Origin of the sequence: Streptomyces sp. NPDC094448, assembly GCF_044763775.1 — a bacterium.
Lineage (GTDB): Bacteria > Actinomycetota > Actinomycetes > Streptomycetales > Streptomycetaceae > Streptomyces.
Map to the genome: position 1 here is coordinate 272826 of NZ_JBIWGU010000002.1, position 17194 is coordinate 290019.

The 17194-nt window shown below is 73.5% G+C and carries 16 protein-coding genes; 7 read left to right on the top strand and 9 right to left on the bottom strand.

Annotated features, from left to right (window positions below; genetic code table 11):
- Positions 1–37 precede the first annotated feature (37 nt).
- Positions 38–520 carry a MarR family winged helix-turn-helix transcriptional regulator gene (locus ACIQ9E_RS04650; RefSeq protein WP_403701914.1) on the bottom strand — a complete coding sequence of 161 codons (483 nt, stop codon included), beginning with the start codon at positions 518–520 and terminating at the stop codon, positions 38–40.
- A 234-nt stretch (positions 521–754) separates the two neighbouring features.
- On the opposite strand from ACIQ9E_RS04650, the gene ACIQ9E_RS04655 reads away from it, so the two are divergent.
- Positions 755–1630: a lysozyme gene (locus tag ACIQ9E_RS04655; RefSeq protein ID WP_403701917.1), complete on the top strand. Its 876-nt coding sequence runs from the start codon at positions 755–757 to the stop codon at positions 1628–1630.
- A 114-nt stretch (positions 1631–1744) separates the two neighbouring features.
- Here the strand turns inward: ACIQ9E_RS04655 and ACIQ9E_RS04660 are convergent, their stop codons facing one another.
- The 8 genes from ACIQ9E_RS04660 to ACIQ9E_RS04695 all read right to left on the bottom strand — a co-directional run bounded on the left by ACIQ9E_RS04660 (position 1745) and on the right by ACIQ9E_RS04695 (position 11085).
- Positions 1745–2593, bottom strand: coding sequence for a pentapeptide repeat-containing protein (locus ACIQ9E_RS04660; protein WP_403701920.1), 849 nt, complete (start codon positions 2591–2593; stop codon positions 1745–1747).
- A gap of 354 nt (positions 2594–2947) precedes the next feature.
- Complete coding sequence (gene lon, locus ACIQ9E_RS04665; protein ID WP_403701923.1) at positions 2948–5371, bottom strand: endopeptidase La; 2424 nt, start codon at positions 5369–5371, stop codon at positions 2948–2950.
- Between the two features lie 213 nt (positions 5372–5584).
- On the bottom strand, positions 5585–6841 hold the full coding sequence (locus ACIQ9E_RS04670) for an ABC transporter permease (RefSeq protein WP_403701925.1): 1257 nt from the start codon (positions 6839–6841) through the stop codon (positions 5585–5587).
- Positions 6838–7647, bottom strand: a complete 810-nt coding sequence (locus tag ACIQ9E_RS04675; RefSeq protein ID WP_403701928.1) for an ABC transporter ATP-binding protein — start codon at positions 7645–7647, stop codon at positions 6838–6840. Before ACIQ9E_RS04675 ends, ACIQ9E_RS04670 begins: the two co-directional genes overlap by 4 nt.
- Positions 7644–9194 (bottom strand): peptidoglycan-binding protein, encoded by a 1551-nt coding sequence (locus tag ACIQ9E_RS04680; protein WP_403701931.1) that lies wholly within the window; start codon positions 9192–9194, stop codon positions 7644–7646. Before ACIQ9E_RS04680 ends, ACIQ9E_RS04675 begins: the two co-directional genes overlap by 4 nt.
- Positions 9191–9655 carry a hypothetical protein gene (locus ACIQ9E_RS04685; RefSeq protein ID WP_403701934.1) on the bottom strand — a complete coding sequence of 155 codons (465 nt, stop codon included), beginning with the start codon at positions 9653–9655 and terminating at the stop codon, positions 9191–9193. The genes ACIQ9E_RS04680 and ACIQ9E_RS04685 overlap by 4 nt, the downstream gene beginning before the upstream one ends.
- Positions 9655–10410 (bottom strand): hypothetical protein, encoded by a 756-nt coding sequence (locus ACIQ9E_RS04690; protein ID WP_403701937.1) that lies wholly within the window; start codon positions 10408–10410, stop codon positions 9655–9657. Before ACIQ9E_RS04690 ends, ACIQ9E_RS04685 begins: the two co-directional genes overlap by 1 nt.
- A 300-nt stretch (positions 10411–10710) precedes the next feature.
- Entirely contained in the window at positions 10711–11085 is a 375-nt protein-coding gene (locus ACIQ9E_RS04695) for a hypothetical protein (RefSeq protein WP_403701940.1), read from the bottom strand.
- 545 nt (positions 11086–11630) lie between these two features.
- On the opposite strand from ACIQ9E_RS04695, the gene ACIQ9E_RS04700 reads away from it, so the two are divergent.
- From ACIQ9E_RS04700 to ACIQ9E_RS04725, 6 genes are all read left to right on the top strand, one after another.
- Entirely contained in the window at positions 11631–12134 is a 504-nt protein-coding gene (locus ACIQ9E_RS04700) for a DUF1877 family protein (protein ID WP_403701943.1), read from the top strand.
- A gap of 78 nt (positions 12135–12212) precedes the next feature.
- The gene (locus ACIQ9E_RS04705) at positions 12213–12824 is read left to right on the top strand and encodes an RNA polymerase sigma factor (RefSeq protein ID WP_403701946.1); all 612 of its coding nucleotides are present in this window, start codon (positions 12213–12215) and stop codon (positions 12822–12824) included.
- On the top strand, positions 12821–14170 hold the full coding sequence (locus ACIQ9E_RS04710) for a zf-HC2 domain-containing protein (protein WP_403701949.1): 1350 nt from the start codon (positions 12821–12823) through the stop codon (positions 14168–14170). Before ACIQ9E_RS04705 ends, ACIQ9E_RS04710 begins: the two co-directional genes overlap by 4 nt.
- The gene (locus ACIQ9E_RS04715) at positions 14167–14982 is read left to right on the top strand and encodes an ABC transporter ATP-binding protein (RefSeq protein WP_403701951.1); all 816 of its coding nucleotides are present in this window, start codon (positions 14167–14169) and stop codon (positions 14980–14982) included. Before ACIQ9E_RS04710 ends, ACIQ9E_RS04715 begins: the two co-directional genes overlap by 4 nt.
- 156 nt (positions 14983–15138) lie before the next feature.
- On the top strand, positions 15139–16479 hold the full coding sequence (locus ACIQ9E_RS04720; protein ID WP_403701954.1) for a hypothetical protein: 1341 nt from the start codon (positions 15139–15141) through the stop codon (positions 16477–16479).
- Positions 16476–17105, top strand: a complete 630-nt coding sequence (locus ACIQ9E_RS04725; RefSeq protein WP_403701956.1) for a hypothetical protein — start codon at positions 16476–16478, stop codon at positions 17103–17105. The genes ACIQ9E_RS04720 and ACIQ9E_RS04725 overlap by 4 nt, the downstream gene beginning before the upstream one ends.
- Positions 17106–17194: the final 89 nt, after the last annotated feature.

Genomic DNA, 17194 nt, shown 5'->3' on the forward strand with positions numbered 1-17194 from the left:
GCCGGTCCGCCCGTCCCGACACCCCCGCGGAGGTACGTCAGTCGGCCGCCCGGTCGTTGAGCTGGCGGAGCAGCCGGCCCAGCTCGGCGACCTCTCCGCGGTCCCAGCCCGCCAGCTTCCGTACGTACCGCTCCCGGCGGGCGTCCCTCACTCGGCGGAACCGCTCCAGGCCTTCTTCGGTGAGCCGGACGAGTGAGGCGCGGCCGTCCGCCGGATCCGGCTCCCGGACCACCACCCCGACGCCTTCCAGCGCCCGGAGCTGACGGCTCATCGTGGCCTTGCCGACGCCGAAGTACGCGGCGAGGTCGGTGGCCCGCTGCGCGCCCGCGTCCTCCAGCCGGACCAGCAATCCATAGGCCGAGGAATCCAGTCCGGGGTGGACCTCGCGCGCCATCTCCCCCGACTGGGCCCGCGCACGGCGCAGAAAGACCGCCAACTCCCGCTCCAGGGCGAGGAACACCTGGTCCACACCACTCGCACCGTTGGGGGCTGCTTCACTCCCCGTACCGCTTCCGTGCACGTCAGCACCCCTCGTACGCTTTCCGAATCCTGAAAGTTTCTGCCGAAGGCGACCGTCTCCGCAGTTCGGTCAGTATTTCGCAGGCTTAGACCAACGGCATCACCTTCCGCCCCTTCCGCGGCCAGGTCTACGTGCGTAGCGTTATTCGTGGCATGTCCACACCATGTTGCTCCATTGCGGTGCCATGCCGTCGTATCGCCCAACTCCCCCACGAGGTCCGTCGGAGGCACGCTTATGCCCGTGCAGAGATCCGGAACGACCGTTCCCCACCCCGAACCCAAGAGATCCCGCCGTTCCCACCGTCCCCGCAGCACCGCGGCGGGCGCACTCCTCGCCGTCCTGTTCCCCGCCACCGCCCTCCCCGCAGCCGCCGCCCCCGGGCCCACGGGCGGTACCGAACCGCCGCCGCGCGGCTCCGCGTATCTGGGCATGGGGGTCGTCCGGCACGACGGGCAGGGCGGCCTGCCGGTGCCGGTGCGCGCCGCCCAGACCGAGGGCGTCGACGTCTCCAGCCACCAGGGCAACGTCGACTGGTCCGGGCTCCGGACCAGCGGAGTGCGCTGGGCCTATGTGAAGGCGACGGAGGGCACGTACTACAAGAACCCCTACTTCGCCCAGCAGTACAACGGCTCCTACGACATCGGCATGGTCCGCGGCGCCTACCATTTCGCGACCCCCGACACCGCGTCGGGGGCGGCCCAGGCGGACTACTTCGTCAACAACGGCGGCGGCTGGTCGGGCGACGGCCGGACGCTGCCCGGCGCCCTCGACATCGAGTGGAATCCGTACGGCGCCGCCTGCTACGGCAGAACGGCGTCGGGGATGGTCACCTGGATCCGGGACTTCCTTGCCCGCTACAAGGCGCGGACCGGACGGGACGCGGTGATCTACACGTCGACGAGCTGGTGGAAGCAGTGCACGGGCAACTACAGCGGCTTCGGCGCGAACACTCCGCTGTGGATCGCCCGGTACAACACCACCCCGGGGGAGCTGCCGGCCGGCTGGGACTTCCAGACGATGTGGCAGTACACGTCGTCGGGCCCGATCGTCGGTGACCACAACAAGTTCAACGGGGCCTACGACCGGGTCGTGGCACTGGCCAACGGGTAGAACCGTCCGGTCCGCGCGCCGTCCGGTCCGCGTACCTTCCGGCGGGCCGTCGTAGCCCCGCCGCGTCCGGGCCCGGGAGCCCGTCCGCCTCCGCACTACCGGCGCCTCGCCGGGTCAGGACCAGTGCGCAGGGCGGTCGAGAGCCGGGGGGAGCCCGGTCGCGGTATCGCCCCGTGCCGCGTTGACCTGCGTCCGGGTGAGGAAGAGACTGCCGCGCAGATCAGCACCGGACAGATCGGCGTCCCTCAGGTCCGCCCCGATGAGATCGGCCTGCCTCAGGTCCGCGCCGGACAGATCGGCCGCGATCAGGTACGCGCCGCGCAGGCTCACCCCGCGCAGATCCGCACCGGACAGCCGGGCCCCCATCAGATCGGCGCCGCGCCGGTCCTTCTTCCGCCCCCGCACGGGCGCCCGTACCAGCTCACTGGTCCGCAGCAGCAGCGCGTTGACCTTCCCGCGGTGGGCCGCCACATCCAGCCGCGCCAGCTCGGCGGGCCCGCGCCGGGTCAGGGCATCGGTCTCGTCGAGCAGGGCCCGCAGTCCGGAGTGGAGCGGGCGGGCGGCCTCGTGCCCGAGGGCGTCGGTGAGATACCAGAGCAGCTCGCGCAGATGCCGTACGACGGGGAATGCGTCGAACATGGCACGGGCCGTGTCCGGGGCCTGCCGCCAGTCGCGGCCGCCGAAGGTCTCCCGGGACACCTGCTGACCGGCGCCGAAGCAGTCGTAGACCGTGCAGCCCCGGTAGCCGCTGCTCCGGAGCCGGGCGTGGATCCCGCAGCGGAAGTCCGCGTCGAGGTTCCCGCAGGCCTCGCCGGCGGCCTTGTCCCGCGCGAAGTCCGCGGAGGCGATGAAGGGCAGGGCGACGCAGCAGAGCCCGAAGCAGCTCGCGCAGTCGGCCCGGAGCGCGCCGGGCCCGCCGGGGGCGGGGCGGGGCGGATGGTCCGGGGACGGAGGCGTGCGCATCCGCCCATTGTGGGGGATCGCGTCCGGCGGGGGTACGAGTCCCTGAGGCCGGGGGCCGTTGCCGTTCCCGGAGACCCGGCACTCCGCCTGTGCGGCCGGCGCCCGGCGTGGCCGGGACCGCCTTCCGGCCGCGGACCGTTGGCGGTTCAGCCACAACCGGCCTGGGGTCGGCTGACAACCCACGCCACGCTGGACGCGTCCCATGGCCGCTCCCGAAGGAACTGCGCGAGATGCCTTCACGGAGCGCGGCCGCCGTCGGGCCGGGCGCAGCCCGGAAAACCGGAAAAGGGGCCCGTCCCGGAGGGGTACTCCCTCCGGGGCGGGCCCCGAGTACGGCCGACCGTCCCGGAGGGGTTACGCCGCGGCTGCCACCGGGACCGACGCCGGGGTCAGGGCCAGCGCCAGCACCTCGCGGACGTCCGTCACCGCGTGGACGTCCAGCGTGTCCAGGATCTCCGCGGGCACATCGTCCAGGTCCGGCTCGTTCCGCTTGGGGATGATCACCGTGGTGACCCCGGCCCGGTGCGCCGCCAGCAGCTTTTGCTTGACGCCGCCGATCGGCAGCACGCGTCCCGTCAGGGACACCTCGCCGGTCATCGCGACATCGGTCCGCACCAGCCGTCCCGACAGCAGCGACGCCAGCGCCGTGGTCATCGTGATACCGGCACTCGGCCCGTCCTTGGGCACCGCGCCCGCCGGGAAGTGGATATGGATCCCGCGATCCTTGAGGTCCGCGACCGGCAGCTCCGTCTCGGCGCCGTGCGACCGCAGGTAGGAGAGCGCGATCTGCGCGGACTCCTTCATCACGTCACCGAGCTGACCGGTGAGCGTCAGCCCCGCGGCACCGGTCTCCGGATCGGCGAGCGAAGCCTCCACATAGAGGACGTCGCCGCCGGCGCCGGTGACCGCGAGGCCCGTCGCGACCCCGGGTACGGCGGTCCGCCGCTCGGCCGGGTCCTGCGCGGACTCGGGCACATGGTGCGGCCGGCCGATCAGTCCGCGGAGCCCGTCGGGCCCGACGGTGTACGGCAGTTCGCGCTCGCCCAGCTCGTGCTGTGCGGCAACCTTCCGCAGCAGCCGGGCGACCGACCGCTCCAGATTCCGTACGCCCGCCTCCCGGGTGTACTCGCCCGCCAGCTTCCGCAGCGCCGCCTCCTCGACGACGACCTCGCCGGGCTCCAGACCAGCCCGCTCCAACTGGCGCGGCAGCAGATGGTCCCGGGCGATGACGATCTTCTCGTCCTCGGTGTACCCGTCGAGCCGGACCAGTTCCATCCGGTCGAGCAGCGCCTCCGGAATGGCCTCCAGCACATTCGCCGTGGCCAGGAAGACGACGTCGCTGAGGTCGAGTTCGACCTCCAGGTAGTGGTCGCGGAAGGTGTGGTTCTGCGCGGGGTCGAGGACTTCGAGGAGTGCCGCGGCCGGATCGCCGCGGAAGTCGGAGCCCACCTTGTCGATCTCGTCGAGGAGGACGACGGGGTTCATGGACCCGGCCTCCTTGACCGCCCGGACGATCCGGCCGGGCAGGGCGCCCACGTACGTCCGCCGGTGGCCCCGGATCTCGGCCTCGTCCCGGACACCGCCGAGGGCGACCCGGACGAACTTCCGGCCCATCGCGTGGGCGACGGATTCGGCGATGGACGTCTTGCCGACACCGGGCGGGCCGACCAGGGCGAGCACCGCGCCGCCGCGCCGCCCGCCGACGACCCCGAGGCCGCGGTCGGTGCGCCGCTTCCGTACCGCCAGGTACTCGGTGATCCGCTCCTTCACGTCCTCCAGGCCCGCGTGCTCGGCGTCCAGGACGGTCCTGGCGCCCCGGATGTCGTACGCGTCCTCGGTCCGCTCGTTCCACGGGAGTTCCAGGACGGTGTCGAGCCACGTCCGGATCCAGGAGCCCTCGGGGCTCTGGTCGCTGGCCCGCTCCAGCTTGTCGACCTCCTTGAGGGCGGCCTCGCGCACCTTCTCCGGCAGGTCGGCGGCCTCGACCCGGGCGCGGTAGTCGTCGGACTCCTCGACGGAGTCCTTGGCGTTCCCGCCGTTCAGCTCGCGCAGCTCCTTGCGGACGGCGTCGAGCTGGCGGCGGAGCAGGAACTCGCGCTGCTGCTTGTCCACGCCCTCCTGGACGTCCTTGGCGATGGACTCGGCCACGTCCTGTTCGGCGAGGTGTTCGCGGACCTGCTCGGTGGCGAGCCGCAGCCGGGCGACCGGATCGGCGGTGTCGAGCAGTTCGATCTTCTGGGCGGTGGAGAGGAACGGCGAGTACCCGGCGTTGTCGGCGAGCTGCGCGATACCGTCGATCTGCTGGACCCGGTCGACGACCTGCCAGGCGCCGCGCTTCTTCAGCCAGTCGGTGACCAGGGCCTTGTACTCCTTGGCCAGCTCCAGCACCTGTCCCGGCAGCGGATCGGGCAGCGATTCGTCGACCGAGGTGCCCTCGACCCAGAGCGCGGCCCCCGGCCCGGTCGTCCCGGCGCCGATCCGCACCCGGCGCTGCCCCTTGATCAGCGCGCCGGGATCGCCGTCCGAGAGCCGTCCGACCTGCTCGACGGTCCCGAGCACACCGGTCGCCGCGTACTGCCCGTCGACCCGGGGAACAAGCAGCACTTCGGGCTTGCTGCCCCCTGATGAGCGGGCGGCGGCCTGTGCCGCCTCCACCGCGGCCCGTACCTCGGCGTCGGTGAGGTCGAGCGGCACCACCATCCCGGGCAGCACGACCTCGTCGTCGAGCGGCAGCACGGGCAGGGTGAACGGTGTGAACGTGCCGGACTCAGCAGCCATGATCTCCCCTTTGGCAGTGAACTTGAGCTGTATCGACTCAATGCGCTGGAGCCCGCGCTTGTTCCCCGGACTGTGTTCACTGTGAGCGAACGGGTCGGTACGCGTCGGTCCGCCGCGCCTCCCGGCGGGCCTCCCGGCGGGCCGGAGAGTCCGCGGCCCCGGCGGCCCCCGAGGTCTCCGGGGCCGTCCGGGGCGGTGCGGGGCCGCGGAGCATCAGCGCCGCAGAGCCTCCACCGGCTCGACCCCGGCGGCGCGGCGGGCCGGGTAGAGACCGGCCGCGACACCGGTGAGCAGGCCGATCAGGGGCGCCGATGCGACGACCGCGGGGTGGACGACCGGGGACCACTCCTTGGCGATCGAGACGATCACGACCACCAGCACCCCGACGCTCGTCCCGACCAGCCCGCCGAGGATGCCGAGAGCGCCGGATTCGGTGAGGAACTGGAAGGTCACATGGTGTTTCCGGGCGCCCAGTGCCCGCCGCAGCCCGATCTCGCCCGTGCGCTCCAGCACGGCGACCAGGGTGGTGTTCGCGATGCCGACGGCACCGATCACCAGACAGATCCCCGCCAGGGCGAGAAAGAGCTGCGAGAGGTCGTCGCCGACCGACGAGCGGAGGGTCCGGGGGTCCGGGGGCGCCTGGGCGCGTACGTACTCGGGATGGTCCGCCCGCACGGCGACCGGGGCCTCGCGTGCGACCTGGGGTGCGGCGCCCAGTTCGGTGGCGACGAGCATGCCGGCGGCGCCCGCGGCGGGCGGCCCCCAGAGGGCCTCGGCCGTGGTGCGCGGCACCATCACGGCGAGCAGGAGTTCCGGCCGGCGCTCGGCGTCGGAGACGATGCCCATGACGGTGAACGACTGGTCGCCGATGAAGACGGCCGGGTCGGTGTCGAGGCTGCTGATGCCGAGGCGCTGGGCGACCGTCCTGCCGATGACCACGACGGGTTCGCGCCGCTCACTGAGCCGGCGGTCGTAGAGGCGGCCTTGGGCGAGGGTGAGCTGCGCGGCGTCGAGCGCCTCGGGGGATGCCGCGTAGACAGCGGTGTCGGAGTGGACCCCGTCGACCAGCGGGGAGCTGGTGACCTGCTGCCCCTTGGGGAGCTTGACCTGCCAGAGGACGCCTCCCGCACGGACGCCGTTGACCCGTTTGATCAGTTGTTCGGCGTCCGGCCCGAACGCCGGAGGGGCGGCCGGGTCGTGCTCCGCGGCGGCGTCCTCCAGTGTCACCTCGGTGGCGGTCAGGGCGTTGAAGCGGTCGTCGATCTGTGCGGACGTGGTGGCGGTCAGCCCGAGGACCGCCACGAAGGCTCCCACGCCGAGGACCGTGCCGAGGGATGTCAGTACGGATCGGGCGGGGCGTTGCAGGACCCCGGAGAGTGCCTCGGAGAACAGATCGCGCCAGGACAGCCGGGAGACCGGCACCCCGGCGCGGGCCGCCGGCCGGGTGCGGGCGTTCGCGCGGAGCCTCACCCGGCCCTCCCGCCCGGCAGATCGCGGGCGGTGGGCCCGGCGCCGTCGCGGAGCGTCTCCGCCGCGGCGGGAACGGCCGGGGCGGGGACAGCCGACGCGGAAACGGCCGACGCGGGGACGACCGGGACGAGAACGCCGTCCTGCACCGCGACCGTCCGGGTGCCCCGGGCGGCGACCTCCTGGTCGTGTGTGATCACCAGAACCGTCATGCCGTCCTCGTGGAGCGCTTCGAGCAGGTCGAGTACCCGCCCCGAGTTCACCGAGTCGAGGTTGCCGGTCGGTTCGTCGCACAGCAGCAGCGACGGGGCGTGCACCAGGGCCCGGGCGATGGCCACGCGCTGCCGCTCGCCGCCGGACATCCGGGTGGGCAGGGCGTCCAGCCGGTGCCCGAGCCCGACTCTGAGCAGGGCCTGCCGGGCTCTTTCCCTTCGGTCCCCCCGGGGGACCGTGCTGTTGTAGACCATGCCCAGCATCACGTTCTCCAGGGCGGTGCGGTGGGACAGGAGGTGGAAGGCCTGGAAGACGAATCCGATGCGGTGTCCGCGCAGCGCCGTCCGTTCGGCGTCACCGAGGCCGCCGGTGTCGAGGCCGTCCAGGAAGTAGCCGCCGGTCGTCGGCCGGTCGAGCAGTCCGATCACGTTGAGGAGCGTCGACTTGCCGGATCCGGAGGGACCGACGACTGTGACGAACTCGCCGCGGCGCACCGTGAGATCGCCCGGGTGCAGACCGACGACCGGGGGCCGGCCGGGATAGACCAGTCCGACCTGCCGGAAGTCGATGACAGGTGGTGCGGGGCCGTCGGTCACGACGGGTTCACCTCCCCTTCCGGGGTTCCGGAACCGGCCGCGGGCTCCCGGGTGGTGACGCCCGTGACGACCTGGTCGCCGGGGTTCAGCGCGCCTGCTTCGAGCGGGGCGACGGCGACGTACCCGCCGCCGCCTGCCAGTTCGCGTACCCCGACCCGGCGCTGGCGGCCTTCCGGAGCCACCACGGTGACGTGCAGCGTGCCTTGGCGTCCGGCGGTCACCGCAGTGACGGGGACGACCAGTTCCGCGGCGCCGGTGGAGGCGGCCTGGACGGTGACGCGTACGTCCTGGCCCGACAGGTTCGCCGCGAGCGGGGTGCCGGGGTGCAGGACGACGAGATATCCCTCGCCGCCGGCCGGCTGCTGTTGCTGCTGCTCTTCGCCGCCCTCGTCGCGGCGGGCCGTGGTGGGGGTGGTGGCCACGGACACCAGCCGCGCGGCCGTCTTCTTCCGGTCGAGTTCGGCGTAGATCTCGGCGGGCCGGCCGTCCTTCAGCAGTTTCACCTGGAGGGCGTTGACGTACGCGTGGACGACGAGCGCCCCGGCGGACACGGTCATCACCGAATCGCCCACGGGGCTGCCGACGCGGGCCCCGACGGAGTCGACACGGGCCGGGAATCCGTTCAGGTAGACGACTTCGGACGCGGGCAGTTTCGGTCCGTCCGCGGCCCGTGCCTCGGCGAGTGCGGCCCGCGCGGTCCGCCGGTCGTCGATGGCCCGTTCCAGGGTCCGGCGTGCGGCTTTCACGGCGTTCGCCGCTTCGGTGCGGTCGGTGCCCTCCGGGATCTTGCCGAGGGCGTAGTAGGCGTCGCTGAGGGCGGTCTGGGCGTCCTCGACGGCGCGGGACGCGGTGAGGGCGGTGGCGGCCGCGGCCTCGGCGGCCGCCCCGTCGTCGTCGGTCGCCGGGGACGGTTCGTATCCGATGGAGGCGTAGAAGTCCCGCAGCGCCTTCTTCGTCCCGGCGCCGAACACGTCGCGTTCGTCCGATCCGGTGGCGAAGCCCAGTTTCCGCAGGGCTGTCTGGAGCTGGCGGACGTCCTGGCCCCGGGCTCCCGGTTTCAGATCGCGGTAGGCGGGCACCCGGCCTTCCAGCGCGAACACCGGCCGGCCGGATATCTCGACCAGTACCTCGCCGGGCCGGATCGCCTCCCCGGCCTTCTTGGGCAGTCTGCTGACCACCGGGGCACCGCCTTCGGCACCCGGGCCCGCCTGCGGGGCGATGGTGACCGTCTGCCCCGCCACGACTCTGCCGCGGGTGACCACATCGCTGGTGAGGACGCGTTTCTCCACGGGCCGGGTGAGCACCGACTCCTCGGGCGCCGCGGCGTCGGCGGCCCGCTGGGCGGGCGATTTGATCCACATGCCCGCGCCGACCCCGGCCGCCGAGAAGAGGGTCGCGGTGGCCACGACACCCATCAGGGCGCGGCGGCTGCGGCGCGGCGCGGTGCCGCTGTGCCGGCCCTTGCGGGGCAGCCCGGCGGTGTCCACATCGCCGGGAGGGCCGGCCCCGGGCGGCCCGCCGCCCGGGGCGGAGTGCTCCGTGGTCACAGTCCGGCCTTCTGCTCCGCCGAGGTGAGACAGGCGATCTCGTCGGCCTTGTTGATCTCGGAGTCCTTCGGCGTGGTGTACTTCCCGGTCCGGGGGTCGGGATCGCCGTAGCCTTGGTGCCCCTTCTGCCTCAGACAGTTGACGAAGTCGGTGAGGAGGGCCGTCTCCCACTGCGTGACCGGGACGGATAAGCCGGCGGGCGCGGACGGGCGGCAGGCCCGGTAGGCCTTGGCCAGGGTCGTGGCGTCCACTCCCTCGGTACGCGTCCTGCCGTCGACGACCTTCACACCGCGCCCGTCCATGCAGTTCGTGTACGCGGCGATGCTGCGGCCCCCGGCATCGGCGGCGGTGCTCCCGTCACCGCCGCCCCCGTCGCCGTCCCCGTCGGAGCAGCCGGTCAGCGCCGTACCGGCGAGAAGAAGGGCCGCCACCAGGGCGCGGGTTCCTGTCACAGCCTTCATTACGCTCCCTGCATGATGCGTGCGGACTTCTCGACCAGCGCCTTCTTGTTGGCGATGATCTCGGAGAAGTGCTCGGCCTTCCGGTCGATGTAGGCCTTCTGGTGCGCCGTCATGGCGGCGGACCAGATGCCCACGGTGTTGTGCTGCTGCTTGCAGGCGACATCGGCGGTGGCGACGGCGATCGCAGCGCGGGTCGACGCTCCGGACTTCCATTCGGAGTCGTTCGCCGCGTCGATGGGGGTCCGGTAGGTGAAGCCCTTGCCCTTCATGCACCCGGACCACTTCGAGAAGGCTCCGCTCACCCGGCTGTCCCGCTGGACCGTGGCGTAGAGGCTGTAGAACTCGTTCCCGACGGTGAGGGGGTTGATGCCCTGGACCCCGCCCTTGTCCATCTCCGCCTTGACCTCCGCCGCGCAGCCGCCCTTCCGCAGCGGCTTGCCCGCGGTGTCGGTGACCCCCTTCGCGGACCCGTCGTACACAGCCCGTTCCGCGGCGGTGGGCTCGTATCCGGACTTGGGGGCCTTCTCCTTCGTGTCCTGGCCTTCGGGGTCTCCGTAGCCGTGGAGCCGGGCCGCGTCGGCGTCGATGATGGTGAAGTAGCGTGCCGGGTCCGCGACGAGGTTCGGCAGATCGGCCGTGGTCTGGGCGTCGGTGAGCCAGGACATGCCGAACCGTTCCATGCAGCGGCGTGAGAGCACGGCCTGCGCCTGGGTGTAGGCGCGCATCTCCTTCTCGCTGAGCACGTACTGATTCATGGGAAGGGACGGCACATCGGCCGGGCGCATCACCTTCGGGGTCGGACCGAGTTCCGGTTCGTCGCTGCCTCCGCCGCTTCCCCCGCATCCGGCGAGCGTGATGGCTCCCACCAACGCCGTGACAGCCACTGCCTTTTTTCGAAGCGTTCTCACCGCATCTCCTCTGTGCTGTTCGTATCTCCGAACACGACAGTGAGGCCGGAAACGGTTCCGGCCTCACCACGCGTCACTCGGATTCGGACACGGCTATCGTCCGGCGGTTTCCCGGACCGTCACCGAACCGCTGTCCGAGATGGTCGTTCAGGAATACCTGGCGGAGCTGATCTGGTCGTTGAGAACGCCGTAACTGCTCGCGCTCACGTAGTAGGGGAGCGACGCACCGCCCTGGCCGGCGTTCTCGTACACCTTGATGGCGCAGTTGGCATAGCCGCGGTGCGACGACGCCTCGTCGTTCCAGGCCGAGGTGAAGCCCGAGGTGAAGTCGGAGTCGCTCAAGGTGGTGGTGCACGAGGTCGTGCCGGGAGCCGAAACCGTGAACGTGGAACCGGTGTGGTTGCTGTTCCAGTGGAAGATTCCGACGACCGTCGCGGCGTTCGCCGGTGCCGCGGTCGCCAGGGTGCCGCCGAACAGAGCGGCCGTACCCAGCGCGGCTGCGGCGATCTTGCGTTTGAGCATGATTCTTGACCTTCCGTCGAAGTACCTGCGCAAGACAGCGCAGGGTGATACGGAAAGGGGAAGGGATTGTCCTGATTCGGCTGGAGCCCCCTCTCCGCCGGTCCAGGCAGCCTTTGTGTCGCTTGAGGCTCGCCGGACAGTTGGAACCTAACCAAATGCGCCGAACGCTGTCGACGATTTAGCGGGACGGGTGGCCGGAATGGCCCTTACACCCTGTCGAGGAATGATCCCTTCCGAACAGCGGACCCCTGACGGGCCCAACCGTGACGTGGGGAGACGGTCCATGCCGAGGATAAAGTTGATAGAGTTTCATGTTCGAAATCCCCCTTGTGATAGGTGCCCTCATCCGGCCAATACCGGGAAATCCCAGGAAGTCCCGGGAACCCTTCGCCGTCGGCGGGATGCCCATCCGCGGTCGAGGGCGGGAGGAGGACGCCCGCTCCGGGGCGCCTTCCTGTGCGGACGCCGCAGCCCGCCCCCGGGCCAGGGGCGTGGGTGGTGTCGGGGCCGTCAGGACTGTCGGGGCTCCGCCCTACGCTCCGGGCATGAGCATGAATGGCATCCACCTCCGTCTCACCCCCGCCGAACTGGACCGGGCGCTCCGCGAACCCCACTGGGCCCAGGAGTTCGCCGAAGAGCTGCTGGAGGCCGAGTCCGACCGCGGGCGGCCGGCGTCGACGGCCCGCAGCCACCGCACCGGGACCGCCTGGCACGGCCTCGACTTCCTGCTGCGCCGCCACGGGTTCCCCGTCGACGTGGTCCACGGCGAGGAGGAGATACCGGACGCGGAGGAGTGGGGGTACGGGCCGCCGCGCTTCCTGTCGCCCGAGCGGGTCCGGGCCGCGGCCGACGCCTTCGCCGGGCTGAGCCCCGGGGCGCTGGTGGCCGGGGTGACCGCCGCGGACCTCTCGGCGGCGGAGGTGTATCCCGTATCCCAGTGGACGGACGAGTACTCCCTGGGCCTGGTGACGGCCTGCGTCCAGCCGCTCGCCGCCTACGTCCGCTCGACGTCGCTGCGCGGCCACGCCCTGCTGATGTGGATCGCCTGACGTCCCTGACATCACTGCCGGCCGGGGTCTCCCCCGGTGTCGAGAACCGAACGGCCCGCGGCGCACGATAGACCGTACGTGAGACTGAAACGCCCCAGGGGCCGCGAGGAGGAGAGCGTCGGACCGGATGCGGACGACGCGGCACTGCTGCGCGCGGTCGCCCGTGGCGACGCCGACGCGCTCGCCGCGCTCTACGACCGGCACGCCGGCTGGCTGCACGCCCGGCTGACCCGCCGCTGCCGGGATCCGGAGACCGTACGGGAAGTCCTCCAGGACACCTTCGTCGCCGTCTGGCGCTCCGCCGCCTCGCACCGCGGTGGCGAGGCGGGCGGCTGGCTGTGGGTGATCGCCGCCCGTCGTCTGGTGGACGCGGGCCGGGCCCGGGCCCGTGAGGAGCGCCCGGCGGCCGTCGCCGTACCACCGCCCCCGGCCGTGCCGTCCGCCGAGGACCGGGTGCTGTCCGGTCTGGAGTACGGGGATGTGGGCGCCGCGCTGGACCGGATCCCGCCCGAGCTGAGCGCGGTGCTGAGGGCCACCGTCGTCGACGGGCTGACGACCCGTGAGGCGGCCCGGCTGCTGGGCATTCCGGAGGGCACGGTCAAGACCCGGGCGCGCCGGGCCCGTGCGGAGCTGCGCGCCGCGCTGGAGAGCATCGCCCCCGATATCCACCCCCTGGGAGGCATGGCATGAACGACAGAACCCCGCAGCCGCAGGGGGGCGAGGCTCCGGACCCGGCGCCCCTGGAGGGCACACCGCCCGCGGACACCGGCCCCGGACCGGACGCGGCCCGGCCCCCGGACCGCCGCGGCCCCACGGACCACCACCCCCGGACGGCGGCCACCACCCCCGCCGAACCCACCCGCGGCCACCCGCGCCCGGAAGCGGCCCGGACCCCGGACCGCGCCCCGGCAGCAGCCACGGCCCCCGGCACCTGCCCCGGCCCGGAGACGGCCCGGGGCACCGGGCCCCGCCCCGACCGGGCATCCGGTCCCGGCGCGGCGCCGGGATCCGGCGCCCGCGGCGGCCGGCACATCGGGCAGGCCCTCGCCGCCGCCTACGCCCGCGGCACCGTCCGGGAACCCGACGCCTGGTCCCTGGAGAAGCACCTCGAAAGCTGCGGCGCTTGCGCCGGTGTTGTCTCCGCCGCCGTCCGGGAGACGGCCGCCGGCACCGTCGTCGCGGACGTCCGCGCGTCCGTCCTCGGCGCCGTCGGCACAACCGGCACTGTCCAGACATCCGGCACCGTCCGCACATCCGGCGCCGTCCAGACAACCGGCACCGCAGACGCCCGGCCCGCCGTGAGCCTCGGCCGGCTCCGGAACCGCGACCACCGCTCCCACCCGGCGGCGGGACGCAGCCCGCACGGATCACCAGCGGGCCCCGCGCACGGCCGTCCGGCGCGCCTGCCACGCCCCGGCGCGATCAGGACCGGGCTGCTCCGGACCGTCGGGCCCGCGCTCAGCCGCGGTTGGCTCGGGGCGCTGGCCGCGGTCGTCGCGGGCGCGTTCGCCGTCTCGTACGGCACCGGATCCGAGGCCGCCCGCCCGCTGCTGCTCGCCCTCGCGCCCGCTCTGCCGCCCGCCGGGGTCGCCCTCTCGTACGGGCGGCACGCCGACCCCCTGCACGAGATCGCCGCCGCCACCCCCTCCGGCGGGCTGCGGCTGCTGCTGACCCGTTCGGCGGCCGTCCTCGCGCTGAGCGTGACGCTGCTGACGGCGGCGGGCGCCCTGCTGCCCGCCGACGGGGGCGCACCCGGTGCCGCGACCTGGCTGCTGCCCGCGCTGGCGCTCACCGCCGGGGCCCTCGCGCTCGGCACCTGGACCGGTCTGCGGACCGCCGCAGCCGCGCTGGCGGGCGGTTGGCTCGCCGTCGCCCTGTACCCGGCCGCGGGCAGCTCCCCCGGAGGGTTCGGCGCCCGGCTGGCGCCGCTGCTCTCCGGCACCGCGGCCCAGACGGGCTGGGCCGCCGCCGCCGCGCTCTGCACCGGGCTGCTGGTCCTGCGCCGTACCACCTTCGACCAACTGGAGAAAGCATGAGCACCGGCCCGCACCCCCACGTCCCCGCCGTCGACGTCGCGGGGCTGACGGTCCGCCACCGGCGCACGGTAGCCCTGGACTCGGTCGACCTCGACTTCGGCACCGGGGTCCACGGGCTGCTCGGGCCCAACGGCGCCGGGAAGACCTCCCTGATCCGGGTCCTGGCGACGGTCGCCGCGCCCTCGGCGGGGCGGATCACCCTGCTGGGCCACGACGTGTCCGCGCACCGCGGCCGTTCCGAGGTCCGGCGCAGGCTCGGCTATCTCCCGCAGGAGTTCGGCTACTACCCGGGCTTCACGGTCCGCGAGTTCGTCGCGTACGTGGCCTGGCTGAAGGAGATGCCCGCGGCCCGGGTCCCGGAAGCGGTCCGGTACGCGGTGGAGCGCGTCGGTCTCGCCGACCGGGCCGACGCGAAGATGCGGACCCTGTCGGGCGGCATGGTGCGCCGGGTCGGCGTGGCGCAGGCGATCGTGAACGAACCCGAACTGCTGCTGCTGGACGAGCCGACCGCCGGTCTCGACCCGGAGCAGCGGGTCGACTTCCGGGCGCTGCTGCGGGAGATCGGCCGGACGTCGACGGTGATCGTCTCCACCCATCTGGTGGAGGACGTGGCCGCCGCCTGCCCCCGGGTCGCCGTCGTCGAATCCGGCCGGGTCGCCTGGCGGGGTACGACCCAGGAGCTGTCGGCACTCGGCACCGACACCGGCGAAGGCGCGGACGGGGAGGGGAGCGCCATCGAACGCGGCTATACGGCGGCCCTGCGCGCCCACCGCGCCACCGCCTCCACGTCCGCCTCCGCCGGAACGCTCTGACGGCGGCCACGGCACACCACCGGAGCCGCACACCGCCACTCCCCTCCCCGCGTCCCCTCGGGCCCGCGCCCCGGCAGGGGCTCGCGCCGCCGTGCCCGTACACCACTGAACGCCACCGTCCCGCACCCGCTCACCCGCACCCGCTGGAGCCCCTCCGTGTCCACCCTGAAGTCCCCCGCGCCGCCCCGCGCCGCGGCACCCCCGCCCGCCGGGCCACGCGCCCCGCGCAGCCACCCGCTCCGCGCCGAGCTGCTGCGCGGTATCGGGCCCTGGGCGGGCGCGGCCGTCGCGCTGGCCGTCGCGCTCACGCTGTACGAGAAGGCCGATCCGACCACCGACTGGCAGAGCCGCTGGTCGGCGGGCGCCGAACTGCTGCGCACCGGATCGGTCCAGTTCGGCGGGCCGATCGTGCTGGCCGCCGGGGTCTGGCAGGGCGGCCGGGAGCGGCGGCGGGGCACCCTGGAGCTGCGGGCGGGCGCCGCCCGCGGCACCCTGCGCCAGACCCTGGTCGCCGTCGCGCCCGTCGTGCTGTGGCCCCTCGCGGCGCATCTGCTCGGGGCGCTGGCGATGGTTCTGGCGATCCGGCCGTACGCGAGCGCCGGGGGCCCCTACGGTTCCGTCGTCGTCATCGACGCCGTCGCGCTGGCGTCCTTCGGCGTTCTGGGTTTCGTCGCCGGGAGGCTGGTGCCGTGGCGGCTCGCCCCGCCGCTGCTGGGCATCGCGGCCTGGCTGGCACTGGTCGGTTTCCAGTACCACGGCGGCGGGGGCGCCGCGGTCCTGGCCCTGCTGAACCCGGCCGACCAGCTCGACCTCTACGGCCGGGTCCCGGTCCGGTGGTCCGCCCCGGCTGCCCTGCTGTGGACGGGCGGGGTCGGCGGGACCGTCCTGCTGCTGTACGCGGCCCGGCGCCGGGCCCTCGCCCTGGTGCCGCTGGCCGCCGCCGTCCTCGGCGCCGCCGTCCTGATGGACACCGGGAACGGCCTGTGGCGCGAAAGCCCGGCCCTGACCGGGCAGGTCTGCGCGGGGAAGGACCCGGAGATCTGTGTGGAGGCGCAGAACCGCCGGCTGCTGCCGGACCTCACGGCGGCGCTGAGCGGGGTGCACGGCAAGCTGCGGGGCGTACCCGGCGCGCCCGACCGCTGGGTGGAGCTGCCCAGGGCCGCGCTGATGCCCGGCGAGGCGCAGCTGCCGCCCCTCGGCTGGGAGGCCTTCCGCGGCCGGCTCATCGAGCCGGAGAGGTATGCGTACGGGTCGGTCACCGAGCTGTTCGGCCTGTGCAGGACCGAGCGGCCGGGCTGGGAGCGGGCCCTCGACATCACCCAGGCCGTATCGGACTGGCTGGCGCCGTACACCCACAACTGGTACGCCCCGGCACCGGGAACGCAGCGCCATCTGGACCGGCTGAAGGCCATGACGCCCGCCGAGTCCCGTGCCTATCTGACCCGCCTGCTGGCCGCGGACCGGTGCGAGGCGCCCGAGGCGGTGCCCGCGCCGTGACCCCCTCGCCCCCTTCCGGCCGTACCCCGCTCGGTCCCGTCGTTCTGTACGGCCGCTCCCGCGGGCTGCCCGGCACCGTCGCCGTCCTGGTGGTGACGGCGCTGGCCACCGCCTGGATGGCGCCCCGGATCGTCCGGGCCGACGGGTTCGCGGACCCGGCGAACCGGCTGCCGCTGGTCCTGGTGGCACCGCTGGTGGCGGCCGTGGCCATCGGGACCGGTCTGCACACACCGAGCGACGAGCTGGACCGGGCGGCGTCGCGCGCCTGGTGGCGGCCGAGACTGCTGCACCTCCTCGGTCTCACCGGGCTCGCCGCCGGTTCGTTCGCGCTGGCCGTGACCGGCAGTCCGGAGGTGTACGGCTCCCCCGCGGCGATCCGCAATCTGCTGGGCTGTACCGGAATCACCCTGCTGGCGGCGGTGACCGCCGGGGCGGGGGTCGGCTGGCTGCCGACCGTCTGCTACGGGGCGCTGGCCTATCTGCTGTTCCGGGATCCCGGGTCCGGCCCCGTCGGCTGGGCGGTACGGCCGGGGCCGGAGGCGGGGGCGTGGGCCGCGGCGGTGGCGCTGTACGCGGCGGGGGCGGCGGCCTGGCTCCGGCGGGGCCCGCGGCGGGGCGGCGGCTGAACGGGGACGGCCGCCGCGGCGGACCGGCCGGACGGACCGACGCTGCGGGACGGCCCTGGCGGACCGGCCGGGCGAGTCGGACCGCAGAC